The organism is Deinococcus sp. YIM 134068, from assembly GCF_036543075.1.
In the GTDB taxonomy this organism is placed as follows: Bacteria; Deinococcota; Deinococci; order Deinococcales; family Deinococcaceae; genus Deinococcus; species Deinococcus lichenicola.
Map to the genome: position 1 here is coordinate 63,752 of NZ_JAZHPF010000003.1, position 17,616 is coordinate 81,367.

Below are 17,616 nucleotides of genomic sequence, written 5' to 3' on the forward strand. Positions count from 1 at the left end.
ACCTCCGGGAAGTGGGGAAGGGGGACGTGGGACGCGGTGTGTTGCCTTTTGCCGTTAGACGGTTCGACGGTTGGACCTTTAGACCCATCTCAAGCCTCCGACGCCTCGCTCCCCCGCCGCCGACAGCAGGAGAGAACGTTCTATTTATTAATACAAGCGAAGTACAGCTCCTTTCCACCTCAGCAGCACAAGCAAGACCCGACGGCCTTGCCCACACCCCCCAGCTTCCGCCATCGCCCACGCTTCAAGCACACGGGCTCACGCACGGGCGATACAGGCGCGTCATCAGGAGGAGAGGTCTCAGTCCCTCGGCGGCACATCCACAGACACACCCGCCCTCCGCCGACGCATAGCATGAGCACCGCATCTTGACCATCCCCCAGGCCGTCCCAGAGCCAGTCTGAGGTCCAGTCCGAGATCCGGCGCATGACCGTGAGCGTGACGAGTTCCTCCGCACATCGCCGCTCTGTGCATCTTTCCCTACAAGCCGTCCAGCCCTACTGTTGAGTGCAGAGCCTCGCTTTCTGCCTAATTGCACTAGTAGCGATTGCCGCTAAGTGTCATTAGCGGCAATTGCTACACTGGACGGCATGGGCACCGAACTCGTCCTCCACTCCCGCTGGGCCGCCCCCGAGAACCGCCGCCGGGAGGCACTCCGCGCCGCGCATGGGCAGGATGCGGCGACGCTGTGCGAGCTGCTCGACTATCACCTGCGGCTCAAGAGTCGCCGGGCTGGGGAGGTCAGCCCGGCCACGCTCCGGGCGTATACGCTCGCCGTGCGCGACTTCCTCGCGTTCGTCGGCCCCCCGGAGGCCCCACGGCACGCGCTGACGCAGCTCGACGCCGAGGCGATCGAGCGTTACCTGATCGGAGTGCGGGACCGGGGGCTGGAGCTGAGCAGCGTCCGCACCTATCTCTACGGGGTGCGGGCGCTGTTCCGGGCACTCGTGTGGGCGGGGGCACGGCGGGACGATCCGGCGCGCGACGTGCGGGCACCCCACGACGCGACGCCCGCCCACACGAAAAAACGCGCCGTGCCCCCGGCTCAGCTGGGGCGGCTTCTCGCGTTGCCCGTGGAGCGGCACGGCGAGGACGAGACCGGCCTGCGCGACCTCACGATCCTCACGCTCGGGGCCACGCTGGGGTTGCGGGCGGGCGAGATCGTGGGGCTGGATGTCGGCGACGTGGACCTGACGCTGGGGGAAGTTCATGTGCGGCGGGGCAAGGGGGGCAAGGCCCGGCGGGTGCCCGTCCCCAGGGCGGGCGCGGGGGTCCTCGCCCGGTGGCTGCGCTCCAGGGAGGCGCTGCGGGTCCGGGGGCAGGTCCGGGAGGACGAGCCGGCCCTCCTCGTCTCCTTCCGGCCCTCGCATTTCGGCACCCGGCTCAGCGTGCGGGGGCTGCGAGAGATCGTGAACGGCTACCTCGCCGGGGCCGGGTTGCCGCGCGACATGTTCGGGGTGCATACGCTCCGGCGCACGGCGGGCACGCGGCTGTACCGGGCCACCCGCGACCTGCACGTCGTGGCGGACATCCTCGGACACGCCAACATCGCCACGAGCGCCATCTACGCCAAGCTGGACACCGACATCCGGCGCGAGGCCCTCGAACGGGTCGAGGACACGGAGGGGTGAACCGCGCCCCTTCCTACGTGTCCAAATCCCCGCGCCGCACCGGTGTGAGAAACTGCACCGCTCCGGGCAGAATGCGCGCGGTGAAGGGTGTGGTCTCGACGTGCAGCTCACCGTCGTATTGGAGGGGAAAGGGGTCCTCGGCCTCCACGGTGACGGTCTTGGCCTCCAGGGTTTCGAGGTTGCCGCTGAACACCGGATCGCCGAGGTTGAACTTGGCCCGCAGGGAGTCGATCAGGTTGGGGACGAGCCGCAGCAGGTTGCCCGCCTTGAGGAGGACGACCGTGAAGCGCCCGTCGGAGGGGCTGATGTCGCCCGTGATGGGCAGCCGGTAGTTCGCCATGCCGAAGTTGGCGACCATGACGCCGATGCCCTCGAAGCTCCGCTGCTCGCCGTCCACGACGAGGCGGAAGGTGGTCTTCTTCGGGTTGAGCTGGCGCATGGCGCTCAGGACGTAGGCGAGCGCCCCGTACTTCTCCTTGAGGTCCTCCGAGTCGCGGATCATGGCGGCGTCGGCCCCGGCCCCCGCGAGCATGGCGAAGCCGCTCCGCTCCCCCTGCACCTCGACCTCCCCGAGGTCCACCCGCACGGCGTTCCCGTCCGCCACGATGGCGGCGAGGTCGTCCGGGTCACGCGGCAGGTCGAGGTTCTGCGCGATCAGGTTGGCGGTGCCCGCCGGGTACGCGAGCACGGGCACGTCCCGGTAGCGCGCGGCGTAGGCGAGGGCACTCACCGTCCCGTCACCCCCCGCCGCGACGAGGCAGTCGAACTCCTCCAGGTCGGTCACGTACTCGGCGAGCGGCGTGTCACGCCCCAGCTCCCGCGCGGTGACGGTGGCCCCACCCTCCCCCAGCCGGGTCACGAAGGCGGGGAGGGTGCTCTCGCCCTGGCCGCTGCGCGGGTTGAAGACGACGAGGACCCGCTTGCCCCGCAGGGCGGCGAGCGGGTCGGTCGTGTCGGCGGGGGTGGGGGCATCGGGGGGGGTGGTTTGACCCGTCATTCGGCACTTATTAGACTGCCCGCACGGAGGCTTTCGGTATGGTGCGTTTCTTCGTTACTTCACTGTTGTTCGCAGGGGTCCTGGCGTCATGCGCGCCGCGCCAGCAGGCCGGGGCGGGCGTCACGGTCACGCCCGTCCTCGTCAAGCTCTCCGAACCCGCCCCGCGCGGCGGCGTCCTCACCGTCCAGGGCCGCTACCTCGGCGGCCCCTCCACGGGCCGCGTGCGGCTGGGAGCCGACGCCACGGGCGCGGGCGGCTACGTCTTCCCCCCTGCGGCGGTCCGGTCGTGGACCGACCAGGAGATCGTCCTGACCCTTCCCAGCGACGCGCCCGTGGGCGGCTCGTGGCTGTTCGTGGAGGTGGGCGGAAAGCTCTCGACGGGGCTGCCGTACAGCGTCAGGCCGTAGGGGGTCGAACCGTCTAAAGGTCGAACGGTCAAACGGCAGTCAGCAGTTAGACGGTTTGACCTCTAGACCGTTTGACGAGCGGACGCCGCTCCCGCGTCCCCTGCGCCCTATAAGTCGCTCCCTGCTGGAAACCGTCCGCTCCCCTCCCCTGCTACACTCCCCTGCGTTATGCCGCTCCAGCGCCCGAAGGGCACCCAGGACCATCTGCCGGAGGGTTCTCCCAAACTCGGTCTCGACGTGCGGGCGTCCGCCTTCGCCCATGTGGAGGACACGGCGCGGCGGGTGCTGGAACGCGCGGGGGCGAGTTTTATAAACACACCACTGTTCGAGGAGGCGGAGGTCTACAAACGCGGCGTTGGCGGGAGCACGGATATCGTCCGCAAGGAGATGTTCACCGTCTATTACTTCGGCACGCACGGTGGGTACGTCCTGCGCCCGGAGGGCACCGCCGGAATCGTGCGCGCCTACCTCCAGAACGGCCTCAAGCAGTTGCCTGCTCCGTTGAAATTGTGGACCCACGGGCCGATGTTCCGCGCTGAGAATGTCCATAAAGGCCGTGAGCGCCAGTTCCATCAGGTCGACTACGAGGTGCTGGGGTCCTCTGATCCCCTCGTGGACGCCGAGGCCATCTGGCTGATGTGGGAGGTCGTGCGCGCCCTGGGTCTGACGGGCGGGCGGATCAAGCTCGGCTCTATCGGCGACCCGGCGGACCGGGAGGGGTACAACGCCTACCTGCGCGAGGTCTTCACCCCACACCTGGACCGGCTCTCGGACGACAGCAGGGACCGACTGGAGCGCAACCCGATGCGGATTCTCGACTCCAAGAGCGGGGGCGATCAGGCGCTGATTCGTGAGTTGGAGGTCCGGCCCATGCTCGACTTCCTGGGGGACGAGGCCCGCGCGCACTTCGGGGCGGTGCAGAACTATCTGACGGCGTGGGGCGTGCCCTTCGACGTGGACCCCTCCATCGTGCGCGGGCTGGACTACTACCGCCGCACGGCATGGGAACTCCACCACGAGGGCGTCGGCGCGAAGTCGGCGCTTGGCGGGGGCGGGCGCTACGACGGGCTGGCCGCGCAACTGGGGGGGCCGGAGGTGCCCGCCGTGGGATGGGCCTTCGGGATCGAGCGGCTGCTCCTCGCGCTGGAGGCGGAGGGGGTGGCGCTGCCGAGGGCGGGCGGCCCGCTGCTCTTCCTCGCCGCGATGGACGAGGAACGGGTCGGGCTGGCGGCTCAGGTGGCCCTCGAAGCCAGAGCCGTCACCCGCGTGGAGTTCGCGTACCGGGCCATGAAGCCGGGCAGCGCCTTCCGGGAGGCCGACCGCCGGGGAGCGGCCCTCGCGGCGGTGATCGGCAGTGAGGAAGCGGCGCGCGGCGTATTGAACGTTAAGACGTTGGCGACCGGGGTTCAGCGTGAGGTGGCGCTGGCCGAACTCAGCGCCTTCTTGGAGTTGGAGCGAGCATGAAGCGGACCTGTTATATCGGCGAGTTGAACGAGCGTCACGTGGGGCAGACCGTCACCCTTCAGGGGTGGGTGAATCGCCGCCGGGACCTGGGCGGGCTGATCTTCATCGAGCTGCGGGACCGCTCGGGGGTCGTGCAGGTGCAGGTGGAGCCGGACTCCCCGGCCTTCGCGGAGGCCGACACCGTGCGCGGGGAGTACGTGGTGGAGGTGGAGGGCCGCTTCCAGCCGCGTCCGGAGGGACAGCGCAAGGGAGGGACGGGCGACTACGAGGTGATCGCCTCGCGGGTCGTGGTGCTGAACCGGGCGAAGACACCGCCCTTCGAGCTGGACAAGGGCGATGCGGTCGCCGAGGACCTGCGCCTGAAGTACCGCTACCTCGACCTGCGCCGCGCGGAGATGACGCGCCACCTGATGCTGCGCTCGAAGGCGGTGGCGGCGGTGACGCAATTTCTCGACGCCTCCGGCTTCGTGCAGGTGGAAACGCCGATGCTCACGCGCTCGACGCCGGAGGGGGCGCGCGACTTCCTCGTTCCCAGCCGCCTGAACCCCGGTGAGGTCTATGCGCTACCGCAGTCGCCACAACTGTTCAAGCAGCTCCTGATGATCGCGGGGCTGGACCGCTACTACCAGCTCGCCCGCTGCTTCCGCGACGAGGACCTGCGCGCCGACCGCCAGCCCGACTTCACCCAGCTCGACATGGAGATGAGCTTCGTGACGCAAGACGACGTGCTGGAGGTGCAGGAACGCCTGATGGCCCACGTCTTCCGCGAGGTGCTCGGCCACGAGCTGCCTCTCCCCTTCCCCCGCCTGACCTACCGGGAGGCGATGGACCGCTACGGCTCGGACAAGCCAGACCTGCGTTTCGGGCTGGAGTTCGCGGACGTGACCGACCTGTTCCGGGGTGGAGAGTTCGCGGCCTTCGCGGACGCGGGGACGGTGAAGGTCCTCGCGGCGGCGGCCCTGACCCGCAAGCAGTTGGGCGAGCTGGAGCGGGTGGCGAAGCAGAACGGGGCGAGAGGGCTGGCGTGGGTGCGGCGGGAGGGTGACACGTTCACGGGTGGGATCAGCAAGTTTGTCGGCGGGCAGACGGCGCTGCTGCTGGAGCGGACGGGCGTGGAGCCGGGCGGCACCCTGCTCTTCGCGGCGGGCGAGTGGAGGGCAGCGGTGACGGCGCTGGGGGCGGTGCGCTTGAGTCTGCGGGACCTCCTCGATCTGGCCTCGGGCGGGCCGAGGTTCCACGTCTCCTGGGTCGTGGACTTCCCGCAACTGGACTTCGACGAGGACAGCGGGAGCTGGACCTACATGCACCACCCCTTCACGGCACCGCACGAGGGCGACGTGGCCCTGTTCGGGACCGGGCGGCAGGGCGAGATTCGCGCGCAGGCGTACGATCTCGTCCTCAACGGTTACGAGGTCGGCGGCGGTTCCATCCGCATCCACGACCCGGCGGTGCAGGCGCGGATGTTCGCGGCCATCGGGTTGTCGGAGGACGAGGCGCGGGACAAGTTCGGCTTCTTCCTCGACGCGCTGGAATACGGCACGCCCCCCCACGGCGGCATCGCGTGGGGCTTCGACCGCCTCGTCATGGTGATGGCGGGGGCGTCGAGCATCCGCGAGGTCATCGCCTTCCCCAAGAACAACCGGGGTGCCGACCCGATGGCCCTCGCCCCCTCTCCCGTGGACGCGGCCCAGCTCGCCGAGGTGGGCCTGCAGGTGCTCGGGGGGGAATAGAGTTCCCTTAAACGTGGGTGCTGGGAACGCAGAAGGCAGAGGACACTTGGTGCCAGCCTTCTGCATGTTTCCATGAATTATTCGAGAAGTAAATTCACAATCCTGTAGCTTGTGAATAAATAATTTATCTCCCTGTCGATCCTCGGAGTCTGTTCACTGGCCGCTACACTCCCGGCGTGACCTCCCCTCCCCTGCTGATCGACGGCCACCTCGACCTCGCCTACAACGCCGGGCTGGGGCGGGACCTGACGCTCGACCTGGGGGCGTTGCGGGCGGCGGACCCGGTGGCCGGGCAGACGGCGACGGTGACGTTCGGGGAGCTGAGGGCGGCGGGGACGCGGGTGTGCTTCGGGACCCTCTTCGCGCTGCCGCGCACGCCGGGGAGTCCGGGCGGGTACACGGATCACGCGGGGGCGCGCGGGCAGGCTTTGGCCCAGCTCGACCGGTACCGCCGCTGGGAGGACGGCGGCCTTGTGCGGCTTCTGCGGACCGGGCGGGAGGTGGAGGCCCACCTCGCCGGGCCGGAGGGGGCGCTGGGGGTCGTGCTGCTGATGGAGGGGGCGGACCCGGTGCGGGACGCGGACGACCTGGGGTTCTGGGTGGAGGCGGGCGTGCGGGTGATCGGCCCGGCGTGGGGGCGCACGCGCTACGCGGGGGGCACGGACGCACCGGGGGGATTGACGGACGCGGGGCGCGACCTCGTGACGGCGATGCGGGGGCTGGGGGTGGCGCTCGACGCCTCACACCTCGACGACGCCGCGTTCTGGGAGGCGCTGGACCTGGGCGGGCGGGTCGTGGCGACCCACGCGAACAGCCGCGCGCTGGTGCCCGGCAACCGGCACCTGACCGATGAGATGGCGCGGGCGGTCGCGGGGCGGGGCGGGGTGATCGGGCTGGTGTTCCTGAGCACCTTCCTGCGGGCGGGGTGGGAGGTCGGGCAGGCGCGGGTGCCGCGGTCCGAGGTCGCGGCCCACGCACGGCACTACGCGGGGCTGGTCGGCTGGGAACACGTCGGGCTGGGGACCGATCTGGACGGCGGGTTCGGGCGGGAGAAGGTGCCGGAGGGGGTGGAGCGGTACCGGGACGTGCTGGGCGTGCTGGACGTCCTCCCCGCCGAACACCGGGTGGCGGTGGCGGGGGAGAACTGGCGGCGGTGGCTGACACGGTATCTTGGGGAGCGATGAACGTTCCGCTGGCGACCCCGGACCTCGACCCGCGCACCCACGCCCTCGACCCGCAGGCCCGCCTCGCCGAGGAGGCGTTGCGCGGGCGGCTGACGGGCGGGGGCTGGCAGTTCGTGACGCCGACGCCCGCGCGGGTGGGGAACGCCCGGCTGAGCCTGCGCGCCCGGCCCGACGCCGTGAGCGCGCAGGTGACGGAGGCGCTGCCCGGCGAGGCGGTGGAGGTCGTGCTGGCGCGGGAGGACGGCTGGGCGTGGGTGCGGACCCTCCACGACCGCTACCTGGGGTGGGCAAGGCTGGAGGGGCTGACCGACACGCCTCCTCCGGCGGGCGGGGCGCTGACGGTGACGGCCCTGCGGGGACACGCCTACGTGGAGCCGAGGATCAGCCGCCCGGTGGTGGCGGAGCTGTGCTTCGGTGCCCGGCTGACCCGCACCCCCGGTGACGAGGCGGTCGAGGACGGGCGGCGCTGGCTGCCCGTCACCCTGCCCGGCGGGGGGGAGGGCTGGGTGCAGGCGGTGACGCTGGCCCCGTGGGAGGAGGGGGACCCGGCAGCCTTCGCGTTGCGCTTTCTGGAGACGCCCTACGTCTGGGGGGGCCGCTCCGCGTGGGGGCTGGACTGCTCGGGGCTGACGCAACTGGCGTACGCGGCGACCGGGCGGGTCCTGCCCCGCGACGCCGATCAGCAGCGGGCCTTTCTGACTCCGGTATCAGCGCCCCGGCGCGGCGACCTCGCCTTTTTTCCCGGCCACGTCGGCATCCTGCTCGACGAGCGGCGCATGATTCACGCGAACGCCACCCACATGCGGGTGACGGTGGAGACCTTCGGGGAGGGCGAGTACGGGGAGCGGCTGGTGGGGTCGCTGCTCGGCTTCGGGCGGTGGCCGGGGTGAGCGTGACGTGGGAGACGCTGGAGCTGCACACGGCCCGGCCCTTCGGGATCGCGCGCTGGACGCACAGCACGTACCCGCGCACCTTCGTGACCTTCGGGCGGGACGGGGTGGTGGGCCGGGGCGAGGCCGCGCCGAACGCCTTTTACGGGGAGACGGGCGGGACGGTGGCGGCGGTGCTGCCCCTCCTGGCGGACGCGCTGACGGACGGGTGGGACTGGGACGGCCTGCATGACCGGCTCACGGCGCGGATGCCGTCGGGCCACCCCTCGGTGAAGTGCGCGCTGGAGATGGCGGCGCTGGAGTGGTCGGCGCGGGCGGCGGGCGTCCCCGTGTGGCGGCTGCTGGGCCTCGCCCCCACCCCGCTGCCCGAGAGCAGCTACACGGTGAGTCTCGGTCCGCTGGAGGACATGAGGGCCGGGGCGCGTGAGGCGGTCTCGCGCGGGCACGGGGTCCTGAAGGTCAAGCTCGGCACGGGGCGGGACGAGGCCATCGTGGAGGCGCTGCGGGCGGAGGCCCCCGGTGTCCGGCTGCGGGTGGACGCCAACGCGGCCTGGGACCGGGCGGGCGCGCGGCGGATGCTGGACGTGCTGGACGCCGCCCGTGTGGAGCTGGTGGAGCAGCCCCTCGCGGCGGGCGACCTGGAGGGGCACGCCGCGCTCCGGCGCGTGAGCCGCCTGCCCCTCGTGGCCGACGAGAGCCTGCATCATGTCTCGGACGTGCCCAGGCTGGCGGGGGCCTTTGACGGGGTGAACCTCAAGCTCGCCAAACTGGGGGGGCCGCTCCGTGCCCTCACCGCGTTGCGGCTGGCCCGTGCCCACGGCCTTCAGGTGATGCTGGGCTGCATGATCGAGAGTTCGCTGGGCATCGCGGCGGCGGCGCACCTCGCGGGGCTGGCGGACTGGGCTGATCTGGACGGGGCGCTCCTGCTCGCGGACGACCCCTTCACGGGCTTGCAGTGGGAGGCGGGGCGGCTCTCGCGTCCAACCGGGGTGGGCTGGGGGGTGGAGCGGGCGTGACGGAGGACGAGTTGATCATGGCGACCAGGGACCGATTGGCGGGTCCGCCCTCCCCCATTTGGGAGGCGCGGGACCCCCGGCCACCCGTGACTGCCGAGGAGTGGTCCACCTTCGAGGCGGCGGTCGGCCTGCCGCTCCCACCTCTCTTGCGCCGGGTCTATATGGAGATCGGGGATGGGGGGTGGGGACCGTGGGCGGGGTTGTGTCCGCTGGGCGTGCGTGGGGATGAGGACGAACCGTGGTTCAGCGTGCTGGGGCAGTGGGAGGGGGGCATCGAGGCTAGGGATGCAGTCGAGGCGGAGGATGAAAGCTACCTGCTGTACTTCTGTAACGGGGGATGCGTCGTGTTCAGCGTCTTCGATACGACCACGGGCCGCGTCGGGCTTCGTGACGGCGAGGAGCCGATCCTCTGGCAGGCCGACTCCCTCCACGACTGGTTCGAGCGGTGGCTGGTGGGCGAACACGTGATGTCCTTTGGGAACCCCGCGTGACCACCGTCGCCATCCTCGGCTGCGGCAACCGGGGCGCGGATGTGTACGCCCGGCACCTCACCGAACAGGGGGCGCGAGTGACGCATCTCGTCGATCCCCACCCGGCCCGGCTCGCGGAGGTGGCCGCGCGGCATGGGCTGGGGCCGCAGGTCTGCTTCCCCGACGTGGACGCCTTCTTCGCCCTCGGGCGGGTGGCGGACGCGGTGGTGGTCGCCACGCCGGACGACGCGCACGTGGGGCCGTGCGTCCAGGCGCTCGCGCTGGGCTACGACGTGCTGCTCGAAAAGCCGGTGTGCCTGGACGAGGCGGAACTGGAAGTCCTGCTCGCGGCGGAGGCGGCCTCGCGGGGCCGGGTGAGCGTGTGCCATGTGCTACGGACGACCCCCTTCTTCCGGGCGGTGCGGGCGGTCCTCGACTCGGGGCGGCTGGGACGGCTCGTCGCCGTCCAGCACGCGGAGAACGTGTCGTCCTGGCACTACGCGCATTCCTATGTGCGGGGCAACTGGCGCGCCTCTCCCCCCGCCGCGCCGTTCGTGCTCGCCAAGTCGGGGCATGACCTCGACCTGTTGCGCTGGTTCGCGGGGGCATCGCCCGCGCGGGTGAGCAGCGAGGGGCAGCTCAACCACTTCCGCCCCCAGGAGGCCCCTCCCGGCGCGGCGGATCGGTGCGTGGTCTGCCCGGTCCCCGATTGTCCCTATGACGCGCGGGTGATCTACGGCGGGCGCGACCCGCACCGCTGGCCCGTCACGGTGCTGACGGCGGGGGGCGTGTCACTGGCGGATGCCCTGGCGTCTGGACCTTACGGGCGCTGTGTCTATCACTCGGACAACGACGTGGTGGACCATCAGGCTGTGACGGTCGTCTTCGGGAACGGGGTGACGGCGCAGCTCACGGTGAGTGCCTTTACCCACGACAACACGCGGACGCTGAAGCTGCTGGGCACCCACGGCGAGTTGCGCGGCCAGATGGAGCGTGGGGAGATCGAGGTCCACAGCTTCCGCACAGGCGGGGTCGAGCGCGTGAGCGTGGACGCGGAGGGCAACCACGGCGGCGGGGACGAGGCGCTGGTCGCCGGGTGGCTCGCCTCCCTGCGCGGGGAGGCGGGGGTGCCCACGCCGCTCGCGGAGTCGCTGGACTCGCACCGGATGGCGTTCGCGGCGGAGCGGGCGCGGGGAAGGGGGACGGTGGAGGAGCTGACCGTCGCGAGGTAGGGCTGGACAGGCGAGGGTGGGGCGGGGGCGGGTGGACTGCTTGGCGGTTGTTCGGCGGTCAGGATTCGGCAGTCAGGAGTTGGCTTGGACGATATGGCACGTGGCTTGTATTAATTACCCTCAGAGTGCCGAATCACTCCGAAGTTCGGGCGGCGACGCGGCGGATGATCTCCACGAGTTGGGAGGGGCGGAAGGGTTTGACGAGGTAGGCGGTGGGGAGGTCGGGGCCGAGGTCGGGGACCTGTTCGGCGCGGCCCACGCCGGAGAGGAAGACGACGGGGGGCAGGCGGGGGCCGAGAGCGGCGTGCAGGCGGCGGATGGTCTCGAAGCCGTCCCAGGGGGTCATGAGGACATCGAGGACGATGACATCGAAGGGCCGCTCCAGGGCGCTGGCGAGGGCCTCGGGGCCGCTGCGGGCGGGGGTGACGCGGAAGCCGTGGAGGCCCAGGGTGAGGCCGAGGAGTTCGAGAATCTGCTCCTCGTCGTCCACGACCAGCAGGCGCAGGGGCAGGCCCAGGTCGGGCGGGGTCTCCCCTGCTTCATCGGGGGCGGTCACAGGGGGAAAGGGGTGGGGAGAGCGGGGGTGGGCACGGGTCTCCAGGGGGAAGGGGGCACCCGAGGGGGAGACTCAGGTGCCCGCGAGGGGTGGGGGGTCGGTGGGGGTCAGCCGCCCGCGAGGGCCTGCAGGAACTCGACGTTGTTGCGGGTCTTGCCCATCCGTTGAAGCAGCATCTCCATCGCGTCGGCGGGGTCCATGTCGGAGATGACCTTGCGAAGGAGCCACATCTTCTTGAGGACCTCGGGCTGGAGCAGCAACTCCTCGCGGCGGGTGCCGGACTTGAGGATGTCGAGCGCGGGGAAGATGCGGCGTTCCTCCAACCTTCGTGACAGGACGAGTTCGGCGTTGCCCGTGCCCTTGAACTCCTCGAAGATCACGTCGTCCATGCGCGAGCCGGTCTCGACGAGGGCCGTCGCCAGGATGGTCAGCGAGCCGCCGTCGCGGATGTTCCTGGCCGCGCCGAGAAACCGCTTGGGCCAGTGCAGCGCGTTGGAGTCCAGGCCGCCCGAGAGGGTGCGCCCGGTGGGCGGCGTGACGAGGTTGTTCGCGCGGGCGAGGCGGGTGATGGAATCGAGGAGGATGACCACGTGGCCGCCGTCCTCGACGATGCGGCGGGCGCGCTCGTGGACGAACTCGGCGACGCGGACGTGGTGCTGGGGCGGCTCGTCGAACGTACTGGCGATGACCTGCGCGCCCTGCACGCTCTCGCGGAAGTCCGTCACCTCCTCGGGGCGCTCGTCCACGAGCAGGACCATCACCGTCACGTCGGGGTAGTTCTTGACGATGGAGTTGGCGATCTTCTTGAGCAGGGTCGTCTTGCCCGCTTTCGGCGGCGCGACGATCAAGGCCCGCTGCCCTCGCCCGATGGGCACGAGGAGGTCCACGACCCGCAGGGAGAGGCCGTCGTCCATGCCGGGGTCCTCCAGCACGAGCTGCGCGTCGGGGAAGGTCGGCGTCAGGTCGTCGAAGCGGGGCCGCCGCCGGGCCGCCTCGGGGTCGAGGCCGTTGACCGCCTCCACCTGCAGGAGGGTGCCGTAGCGTTCGTTCTCGCGCGGTTTGCGGGCGCGACCGATCACGTCGTCGCCCGTGCGCAGGTGGAACTGCTTGATCACCCCCGCCGTCACCAGGGTCGAGCGCGACGCCGGCTCGAGGAGGTCCGACTGGAGGAAGCCGTAGCCGTCCGGGCTGATGTCGAGGTAGCCGCGCGCGAGGCTCTGGCCCTCGGCCCCCGCCTGACGCTCCATGATGGCGAGCGCCAGGGAGTCTTTCTTGAGCTTGCGGTAGTTCTCGATGCCGTGGCTGGCGGCGATGAGGTGGAGTTCGGGCAGGATTTTCTGCTGAAGTTCGTGAAAGGGCAGGGGGCCGGGATGTTGGGGCAGGGGGTCGGTCACTGGGAATCGGTCCTCCGAATCAATTGTTATTTCGTTGGGGCAGGTTCGGGCACCTGGGCACCGGGGGAGGGCTGCGGGTTCGTGCCCGCCTCGCTGGAGGGCGTCTCGGGACTGGCCCCGGCGCGCTTCGCCCAGTCCTTGAGGAAGCCGTCGAGGCCCGCCGTCGTCAGCGGATGCTTGACCATCTGCGTGAAGACCTTGTACGGGATGGTCGCCACGTCCGCGCCCGCGAGGGCCGCCTGCACCACGTGGGTGGGGTGGCGGATGGAGGCGGCGAGAACTTTGGTCGTGATGTCCCCCATCACGTACGCCTCCTTGATCTGGCGGATCAGCTCGATGCCGTCCCAGCCGATGTCGTCCACGCGGCCCGCGAAGGGGCTGATGTAGGTGGCCCCGGCGCGCGCGGCGAGGAGCGCCTGGGGCACGGAGAAGCACAGGGTCACGTTCGTCTTGATGCCCTCGTCGGTCAGGGCGCGGCAGGCCTGGAGTCCGGCGGGCGTGAGCGGCAGCTTGACGACGACGTGCTCGCTCCACGCGGCGACCTCGCGGCCCTCGCGGACCATGCCCGCCGCGTCGAGGGACGTGACCTCCGCGCTGATCGCGCCGCCGACGAGCGCGGCGATCTCCTGAATGACTTCCTTGAACTCTCGCCCCGACGAGGCGACGAGGCTGGGGTTGGTGGTGACGCCCGACAGGACGCCCCAGGCGTTGATCTCGCGCACCTCGTCGACGATGGCCGTATCGATGAAGAATTCCATGTGTTGCCCCCTTGCGTGCATTGTATGGGCTTTCGGACGGGTCCGCCCGGCAAGTCCACGAGTACACCACGTCCGGTCCGCCCCGAAATAGGACGAAGGGCGGATTGACCCCGCCATGCTGCGCCCCTACCATGAGCGTGGCCCCGGCAGCGGGGTGCAGCGACAGCTCAGGCGACCGCGAGACGAGTACGCGGGGAGAGCAGCGAAGAGCGAGTCCGGGAGGGTGAGAGCCGGACGGCCCCGCCCCCCGCCGAAGATCCCCTCCCGCGCCGGACGAAGAAAGGCCGTGTCAGGCCGATTAGACCGTCCCGGACACCCCCCGACAGAGGGTTTGGCAAGGAGACTTCCATGTGAGTGGAAGTGAAGTTGGGTGGTACCACGTGTCTCAGAGGCGCGTCCCAGCAGCGGTGAGGGCTGGGACGTTTTTGTTGTTGTCTGACAGTCCAACCGTCGAACCGTCCGACCTCCCCCTTCCCTCGACTCCTCGACCCCCGACCCCTCGACCCCCGAAGGAGCCACCCATGACCACCACCGACCCCAAACCCGCCTCTCCCCTCTTCCAGTCCGTGACCTCGCAGCCGAACTTCCGGGAGGTGGAGGCGGACGTGCTGGAGTTCTGGCAGCGGGAGGGCATCTTCGGGCGCACGCAGGAGCGGCGTCCCGGGCAGCCCGAGTACGTGTTCTACGAGGGGCCGCCGACCGCGAACGGGCGTCCGGCGCTGCATCACGTCCTCGCGCGGTCGTTCAAGGACCTCTTCCCGCGCTACAAGGTCATGCGGGGCTTCCATGTCACCCGCAAGGGCGGCTGGGACACCCACGGGCTGCCCGTGGAGATCAGCGTGGAGAAAAAGCTGGGCTGGCTGGGGCGCAATCACGGGGCGTCGCGGGCCGAGCTGGAGGAATTTAACCGCCTGTGCCGGACCTCGGTGTGGGAGACGATTCAGGAGTGGAATACCTTCACCGAGCGGCTGGGCTACTGGGTGGACCTCGCTGACCCGTACATCACCTACGAGAACAGCTATGTGGAGAGCGTGTGGAACCTCCTGAAGCGGCTGCACGTTCAGGGGCTGGTCGAGCAGGACTACAAGGTGGTGCCGCTCTCGCCCCGCATCTCGACCACGCTGTCCCGTGCCGAACTCGGGGAGGTGGACTCCTACCGGGAGGTGGACGACCCCTCGGTGTACGTGCGCTTCCCGGTGATCTGGGACACGCTGCCGCTCAGGGCACACGCGGCGTTGAGTGCCCTGAGCGGCGAGGACCGGGGGGGGCTGGCGCTCGTCGTGTGGACGACGACCCCGTGGACGCTGCCGAGCAACACGCTGGCGGCGGTGAACGCGGAGTTGACATACGTGGCGGCGCGGAGTCCGTCGGGCACGGTCATCGTCGCGGCGGACGCGGTGGAGCGGCTTTCGGGGCTGCATAAGGACGCGCCGCCGCTGGAGGTGCTGGCCTCCTTCCCCGGACGTGACCTGGAGGGCGTGGAGTACGAGCCGCCCTTCCCCGACGTGGCGGTGGAACTCGGTGCGGTGAGGACGCTGCACGAGCGGAATGCGGACGGACGCCCGGTGATGCACTTCGTCACGCTGGCGGAGTTCGTGTCGGCGGCGGACGGGTCGGGTGTGGCGCACGAGGCCCCGGCGTACGGCGCGGAGGACCTGGAGTTGGCCCGCAAATACGGCGTGCCGCTGATGTTCGGGGTGGACGATCACGGCATCCTGCGGGTGACGGGGGAGCGGGGCAAGTTCTTCAAGGACGCCGACAAGGGGTTGATCGCCGACCTCAAGGCGCGTGGGCGGATGTTCTGGTCGGGCACGCTGCGGCACCGCTACCCCTTCCACGACCGGACGGGCGACCCGATCCTCTACTTCGCCAAGAAGGGCTGGTACATCCGCACGAACAGCGTCGCCGGGCGGATGCTGGCGACGAACGAGGAGATCAACTGGGTCCCTTTGACTATCAGGAACGGGAGATTCGGCAACTGGCTGGAGGGGAACGTGGACTGGGCCATCTCGCGCGAGCGGTACTGGGGCACGCCCCTCCCCTTCTGGGTGAGCGAGGACGGCGACCTGCGCGTGGTGGGCAGCGTGGCGGAGCTGAGCGAGTTGACCGGGCGGGACCTGTCGGGGCTGGACCTGCACCGTCCGTACATCGACGACGTGACCTTCACGCTGGGGGGCAAGGAGTACCGCCGCGTGCCCGAGGTGCTCGACGTGTGGTTCGACTCCGGCTCGATGCCGTACGCGCAGTGGCATCTGCTCACCGACGAGACGGGCGAGCGGGCGTTGCCGGGCACGGAGGCGAACATGGAGCAGTTCGGGCGGCACTATCCCGCCGACTTCATCTGCGAGGCCATCGACCAGACGCGCGGGTGGTTCTACTCGCTGCACGCGATCTCGACGATGCTGTACGGGCAGCCCGCGTATAAGAACGTGATCTGCCTGGGGCATATCGTGGACGAGAAGGGCGCGAAGATGAGCAAGAGCAAGGGGAACGTGATCGAACCCCTGCCCCTCTTCGACCGCTACGGGGCGGACTCGGTGCGCTGGTACATGTTCATGGCGTCGGACCCCGGCGACCAGAAGCGCTTCTCCGAGCGGCTGGTGGCGGAAGCGCAGCGCGGCTACGTCAATACGCTGTGGAACGTGTATTCCTTCTTCGTGCTGTACGCGAATCTGGACCGCCCGGCGCTGGGGAATGCGCCCGAGGTGGGGGACCGGCCCGAGATCGACCGCTGGCTGCTCGCGCGGCTGGAGGAGACGGTGCGGGACGTGACGGCGAGCCTGGACGCCTACGACGCGCGGGGCGGCGGGCGGTCGCTCGAACGCTTCGTGGACGACCTGAGCAACTGGTACGTGCGGCGCAACCGCAGCCGATTCTGGGGAGAGGGCGGCAAGGTGGACGTGGCCGCGTACGCCACACTGCACGAGGCGCTCGTGGTGGTGTCGCAGCTCACCGCGCCGTTCACGCCCTTCCTCGCGGACGCGATGTACCGCAACCTCACGCGCGGGCAGGGGGCGGAGAGTGTCCACCTCACCCGCTGGCCGGAGGTCAGGGCGGAGCGGCTGGACGAGCGGCTGACCGCCGAGATGGCCGCCGTCATCAAGGTCGTGGAGCTGGGCCGGGCGGTGCGGGGGGCGAACAACCTCAAGACGCGCCAGCCGCTCGCCTCGGTTCAGGTGAGGGCGAACACGCCGGAGCGGACGGACGCGCTGCGGCGGCTGCAAGGGCAGATCGCCGAGGAGCTGAACGTCAAGGCCGTGACCGTGCTGGAGGGCGACACCGACCTCGTGCGCTACAGCCTGCGCCCGAATCTGCCCGTGCTCGGCAAGGTGTATGGCAAGGCGCTGCCAGCGGTGCGCGTGGCCCTGGCAAACGCGGACGCCGCCGCCGTCGCCCGCGCGGTGGGGGCCGGGCAGCCCTTCAGGGTGGAGGCGAACGGGCAGACGTTCGAGCTGACGGGCGAACAGGTCCTCGTGGACGCGCGGGCACCGGAGGGGGTGGCCGCCGCCGAGGACGCCGGGTTCCTTGTCGCCTTCGATACGGCGCTGACGCGCGAGCTGGTGCAGGAGGGGCTGGCCCGCGACCTCGTGCGCTCGCTTCAGGAGGCGCGCAAGGCGGCGGGCTTCGAGGTGCAGGACCGCATCCGCCTCACCCTCGATCTGGTGGGCGACGCGCGGGAGGCGGCGGAGGTGTGGCACGACTTCATCGCCGGGGAGGTGCTGGCGACGGAGCTGACCTTCGGCGCGGGCGCGGGCTTTGCGGCGGAGGTGGAGGGGGGGACGGCGTATCTGGTGAGGGTGTAAGGGTGTGAGGGTCTAACTGTCGAACGGTCTAACCGTCGAACTGCCGTGAAGCTGTTGGACGGTTCGACCTTCGTCTGTTAGACG

The 17,616-nt window shown here is 70.3% G+C and carries 14 protein-coding genes; 10 read left to right on the forward strand and 4 right to left on the reverse strand.

All coding sequences use genetic code 11. The features are described from left to right. The first annotated feature begins 590 nt into the window (after nt 1-590). A complete protein-coding gene (locus V3W47_RS04655) occupies nt 591-1,631 on the forward strand; it encodes a tyrosine-type recombinase/integrase (RefSeq protein ID WP_331824013.1) in 1,041 nt (346 codons plus the stop codon). A gap of 13 nt (nt 1,632-1,644) precedes the next feature. Here the strand turns inward: V3W47_RS04655 and V3W47_RS04660 are convergent, their stop codons facing one another. After that, the gene (locus V3W47_RS04660; RefSeq protein WP_331824014.1) at nt 1,645-2,628 is read right to left on the reverse strand and encodes a diacylglycerol/lipid kinase family protein; all 984 of its coding nucleotides are present in this window, start codon (nt 2,626-2,628) and stop codon (nt 1,645-1,647) included. 38 nt (nt 2,629-2,666) lie between these two features. Between V3W47_RS04660 and V3W47_RS04665 the strand changes: the two genes are divergently transcribed. The 8 genes from V3W47_RS04665 (at nt 2,667) to V3W47_RS04700 (ending at nt 11,021) form a co-directional block, all read left to right on the forward strand. Continuing rightward, nucleotides 2,667-3,035: an IPT/TIG domain-containing protein gene (locus tag V3W47_RS04665; RefSeq protein ID WP_331824015.1), complete on the forward strand. Its 369-nt coding sequence runs from the start codon at nt 2,667-2,669 to the stop codon at nt 3,033-3,035. Nucleotides 3,036-3,203: 168 nt separating this feature from the next. Then, nucleotides 3,204-4,499, forward strand: coding sequence for a histidine--tRNA ligase (gene hisS / locus V3W47_RS04670; protein ID WP_331824016.1), 1,296 nt, complete (start codon nt 3,204-3,206; stop codon nt 4,497-4,499). Continuing rightward, nucleotides 4,496-6,229, forward strand: a complete 1,734-nt coding sequence (gene aspS, locus V3W47_RS04675; protein WP_331824017.1) for an aspartate--tRNA ligase — start codon at nt 4,496-4,498, stop codon at nt 6,227-6,229. Before hisS ends, aspS begins: the two co-directional genes overlap by 4 nt. A gap of 176 nt (nt 6,230-6,405) precedes the next feature. Next, nucleotides 6,406-7,413 (forward strand): dipeptidase, encoded by a 1,008-nt coding sequence (locus tag V3W47_RS04680; RefSeq protein ID WP_331824018.1) that lies wholly within the window; start codon nt 6,406-6,408, stop codon nt 7,411-7,413. Then, complete coding sequence (locus V3W47_RS04685) at nt 7,410-8,303, forward strand: C40 family peptidase (protein WP_331824019.1); 894 nt, start codon at nt 7,410-7,412, stop codon at nt 8,301-8,303. The genes V3W47_RS04680 and V3W47_RS04685 overlap by 4 nt, the downstream gene beginning before the upstream one ends. Next, nucleotides 8,291-9,319: a dipeptide epimerase gene (locus V3W47_RS04690; protein ID WP_331824020.1), complete on the forward strand. Its 1,029-nt coding sequence runs from the start codon at nt 8,291-8,293 to the stop codon at nt 9,317-9,319. Before V3W47_RS04685 ends, V3W47_RS04690 begins: the two co-directional genes overlap by 13 nt. Further along, on the forward strand, nt 9,316-9,810 hold the full coding sequence (locus V3W47_RS04695; protein ID WP_331824021.1) for an SMI1/KNR4 family protein: 495 nt from the start codon (nt 9,316-9,318) through the stop codon (nt 9,808-9,810). The genes V3W47_RS04690 and V3W47_RS04695 overlap by 4 nt, the downstream gene beginning before the upstream one ends. Then, nucleotides 9,807-11,021, forward strand: coding sequence for a Gfo/Idh/MocA family protein (locus V3W47_RS04700; protein WP_331824022.1), 1,215 nt, complete (start codon nt 9,807-9,809; stop codon nt 11,019-11,021). The genes V3W47_RS04695 and V3W47_RS04700 overlap by 4 nt, the downstream gene beginning before the upstream one ends. A gap of 133 nt (nt 11,022-11,154) precedes the next feature. Here V3W47_RS04700 and V3W47_RS04705 read toward each other — a convergent pair whose 3' ends face one another. From V3W47_RS04705 to fsa, 3 genes are all read right to left on the reverse strand, one after another. Further along, complete coding sequence (locus V3W47_RS04705; RefSeq protein ID WP_331824023.1) at nt 11,155-11,577, reverse strand: response regulator; 423 nt, start codon at nt 11,575-11,577, stop codon at nt 11,155-11,157. Nucleotides 11,578-11,684: 107 nt separating this feature from the next. Continuing rightward, nucleotides 11,685-12,971, reverse strand: coding sequence for a transcription termination factor Rho (rho, locus tag V3W47_RS04710; RefSeq protein WP_442877204.1), 1,287 nt, complete (start codon nt 12,969-12,971; stop codon nt 11,685-11,687). Between the two features lie 26 nt (nt 12,972-12,997). Continuing rightward, on the reverse strand, nt 12,998-13,729 hold the full coding sequence (gene fsa / locus V3W47_RS04715) for a fructose-6-phosphate aldolase (protein WP_331824024.1): 732 nt from the start codon (nt 13,727-13,729) through the stop codon (nt 12,998-13,000). 521 nt (nt 13,730-14,250) lie between these two features. Here fsa and ileS point away from each other — a divergent pair. After that, the gene (gene ileS / locus V3W47_RS04720; RefSeq protein WP_331824025.1) at nt 14,251-17,532 is read left to right on the forward strand and encodes an isoleucine--tRNA ligase; all 3,282 of its coding nucleotides are present in this window, start codon (nt 14,251-14,253) and stop codon (nt 17,530-17,532) included. Nucleotides 17,533-17,616: the final 84 nt, after the last annotated feature.

What these genes read in the sequence shown, in the direction of transcription:
- V3W47_RS04665 (WP_331824015.1), top strand. Translation starts at nt 2,667, where the DNA reads ATGGTGCGTTTCTTCGTTACTTCACTGTTGTTCGCAGGGGTCCTGGCG.
- ileS (WP_331824025.1), top strand. Translation starts at nt 14,251, where the DNA reads ATGACCACCACCGACCCCAAACCCGCCTCTCCCCTCTTCCAGTCCGTG.
- V3W47_RS04655 (WP_331824013.1), top strand. Translation starts at nt 591, where the DNA reads ATGGGCACCGAACTCGTCCTCCACTCCCGCTGGGCCGCCCCCGAGAAC.
- aspS (WP_331824017.1), top strand. Translation starts at nt 4,496, where the DNA reads ATGAAGCGGACCTGTTATATCGGCGAGTTGAACGAGCGTCACGTGGGG.
- V3W47_RS04660 (WP_331824014.1), bottom strand. Translation starts at nt 2,628, where the DNA reads ATGACGGGTCAAACCACCCCCCCCGATGCCCCCACCCCCGCCGACACG.
- fsa (WP_331824024.1), bottom strand. Translation starts at nt 13,729, where the DNA reads ATGGAATTCTTCATCGATACGGCCATCGTCGACGAGGTGCGCGAGATC.
- V3W47_RS04685 (WP_331824019.1), top strand. Translation starts at nt 7,410, where the DNA reads ATGAACGTTCCGCTGGCGACCCCGGACCTCGACCCGCGCACCCACGCC.
- hisS (WP_331824016.1), top strand. Translation starts at nt 3,204, where the DNA reads ATGCCGCTCCAGCGCCCGAAGGGCACCCAGGACCATCTGCCGGAGGGT.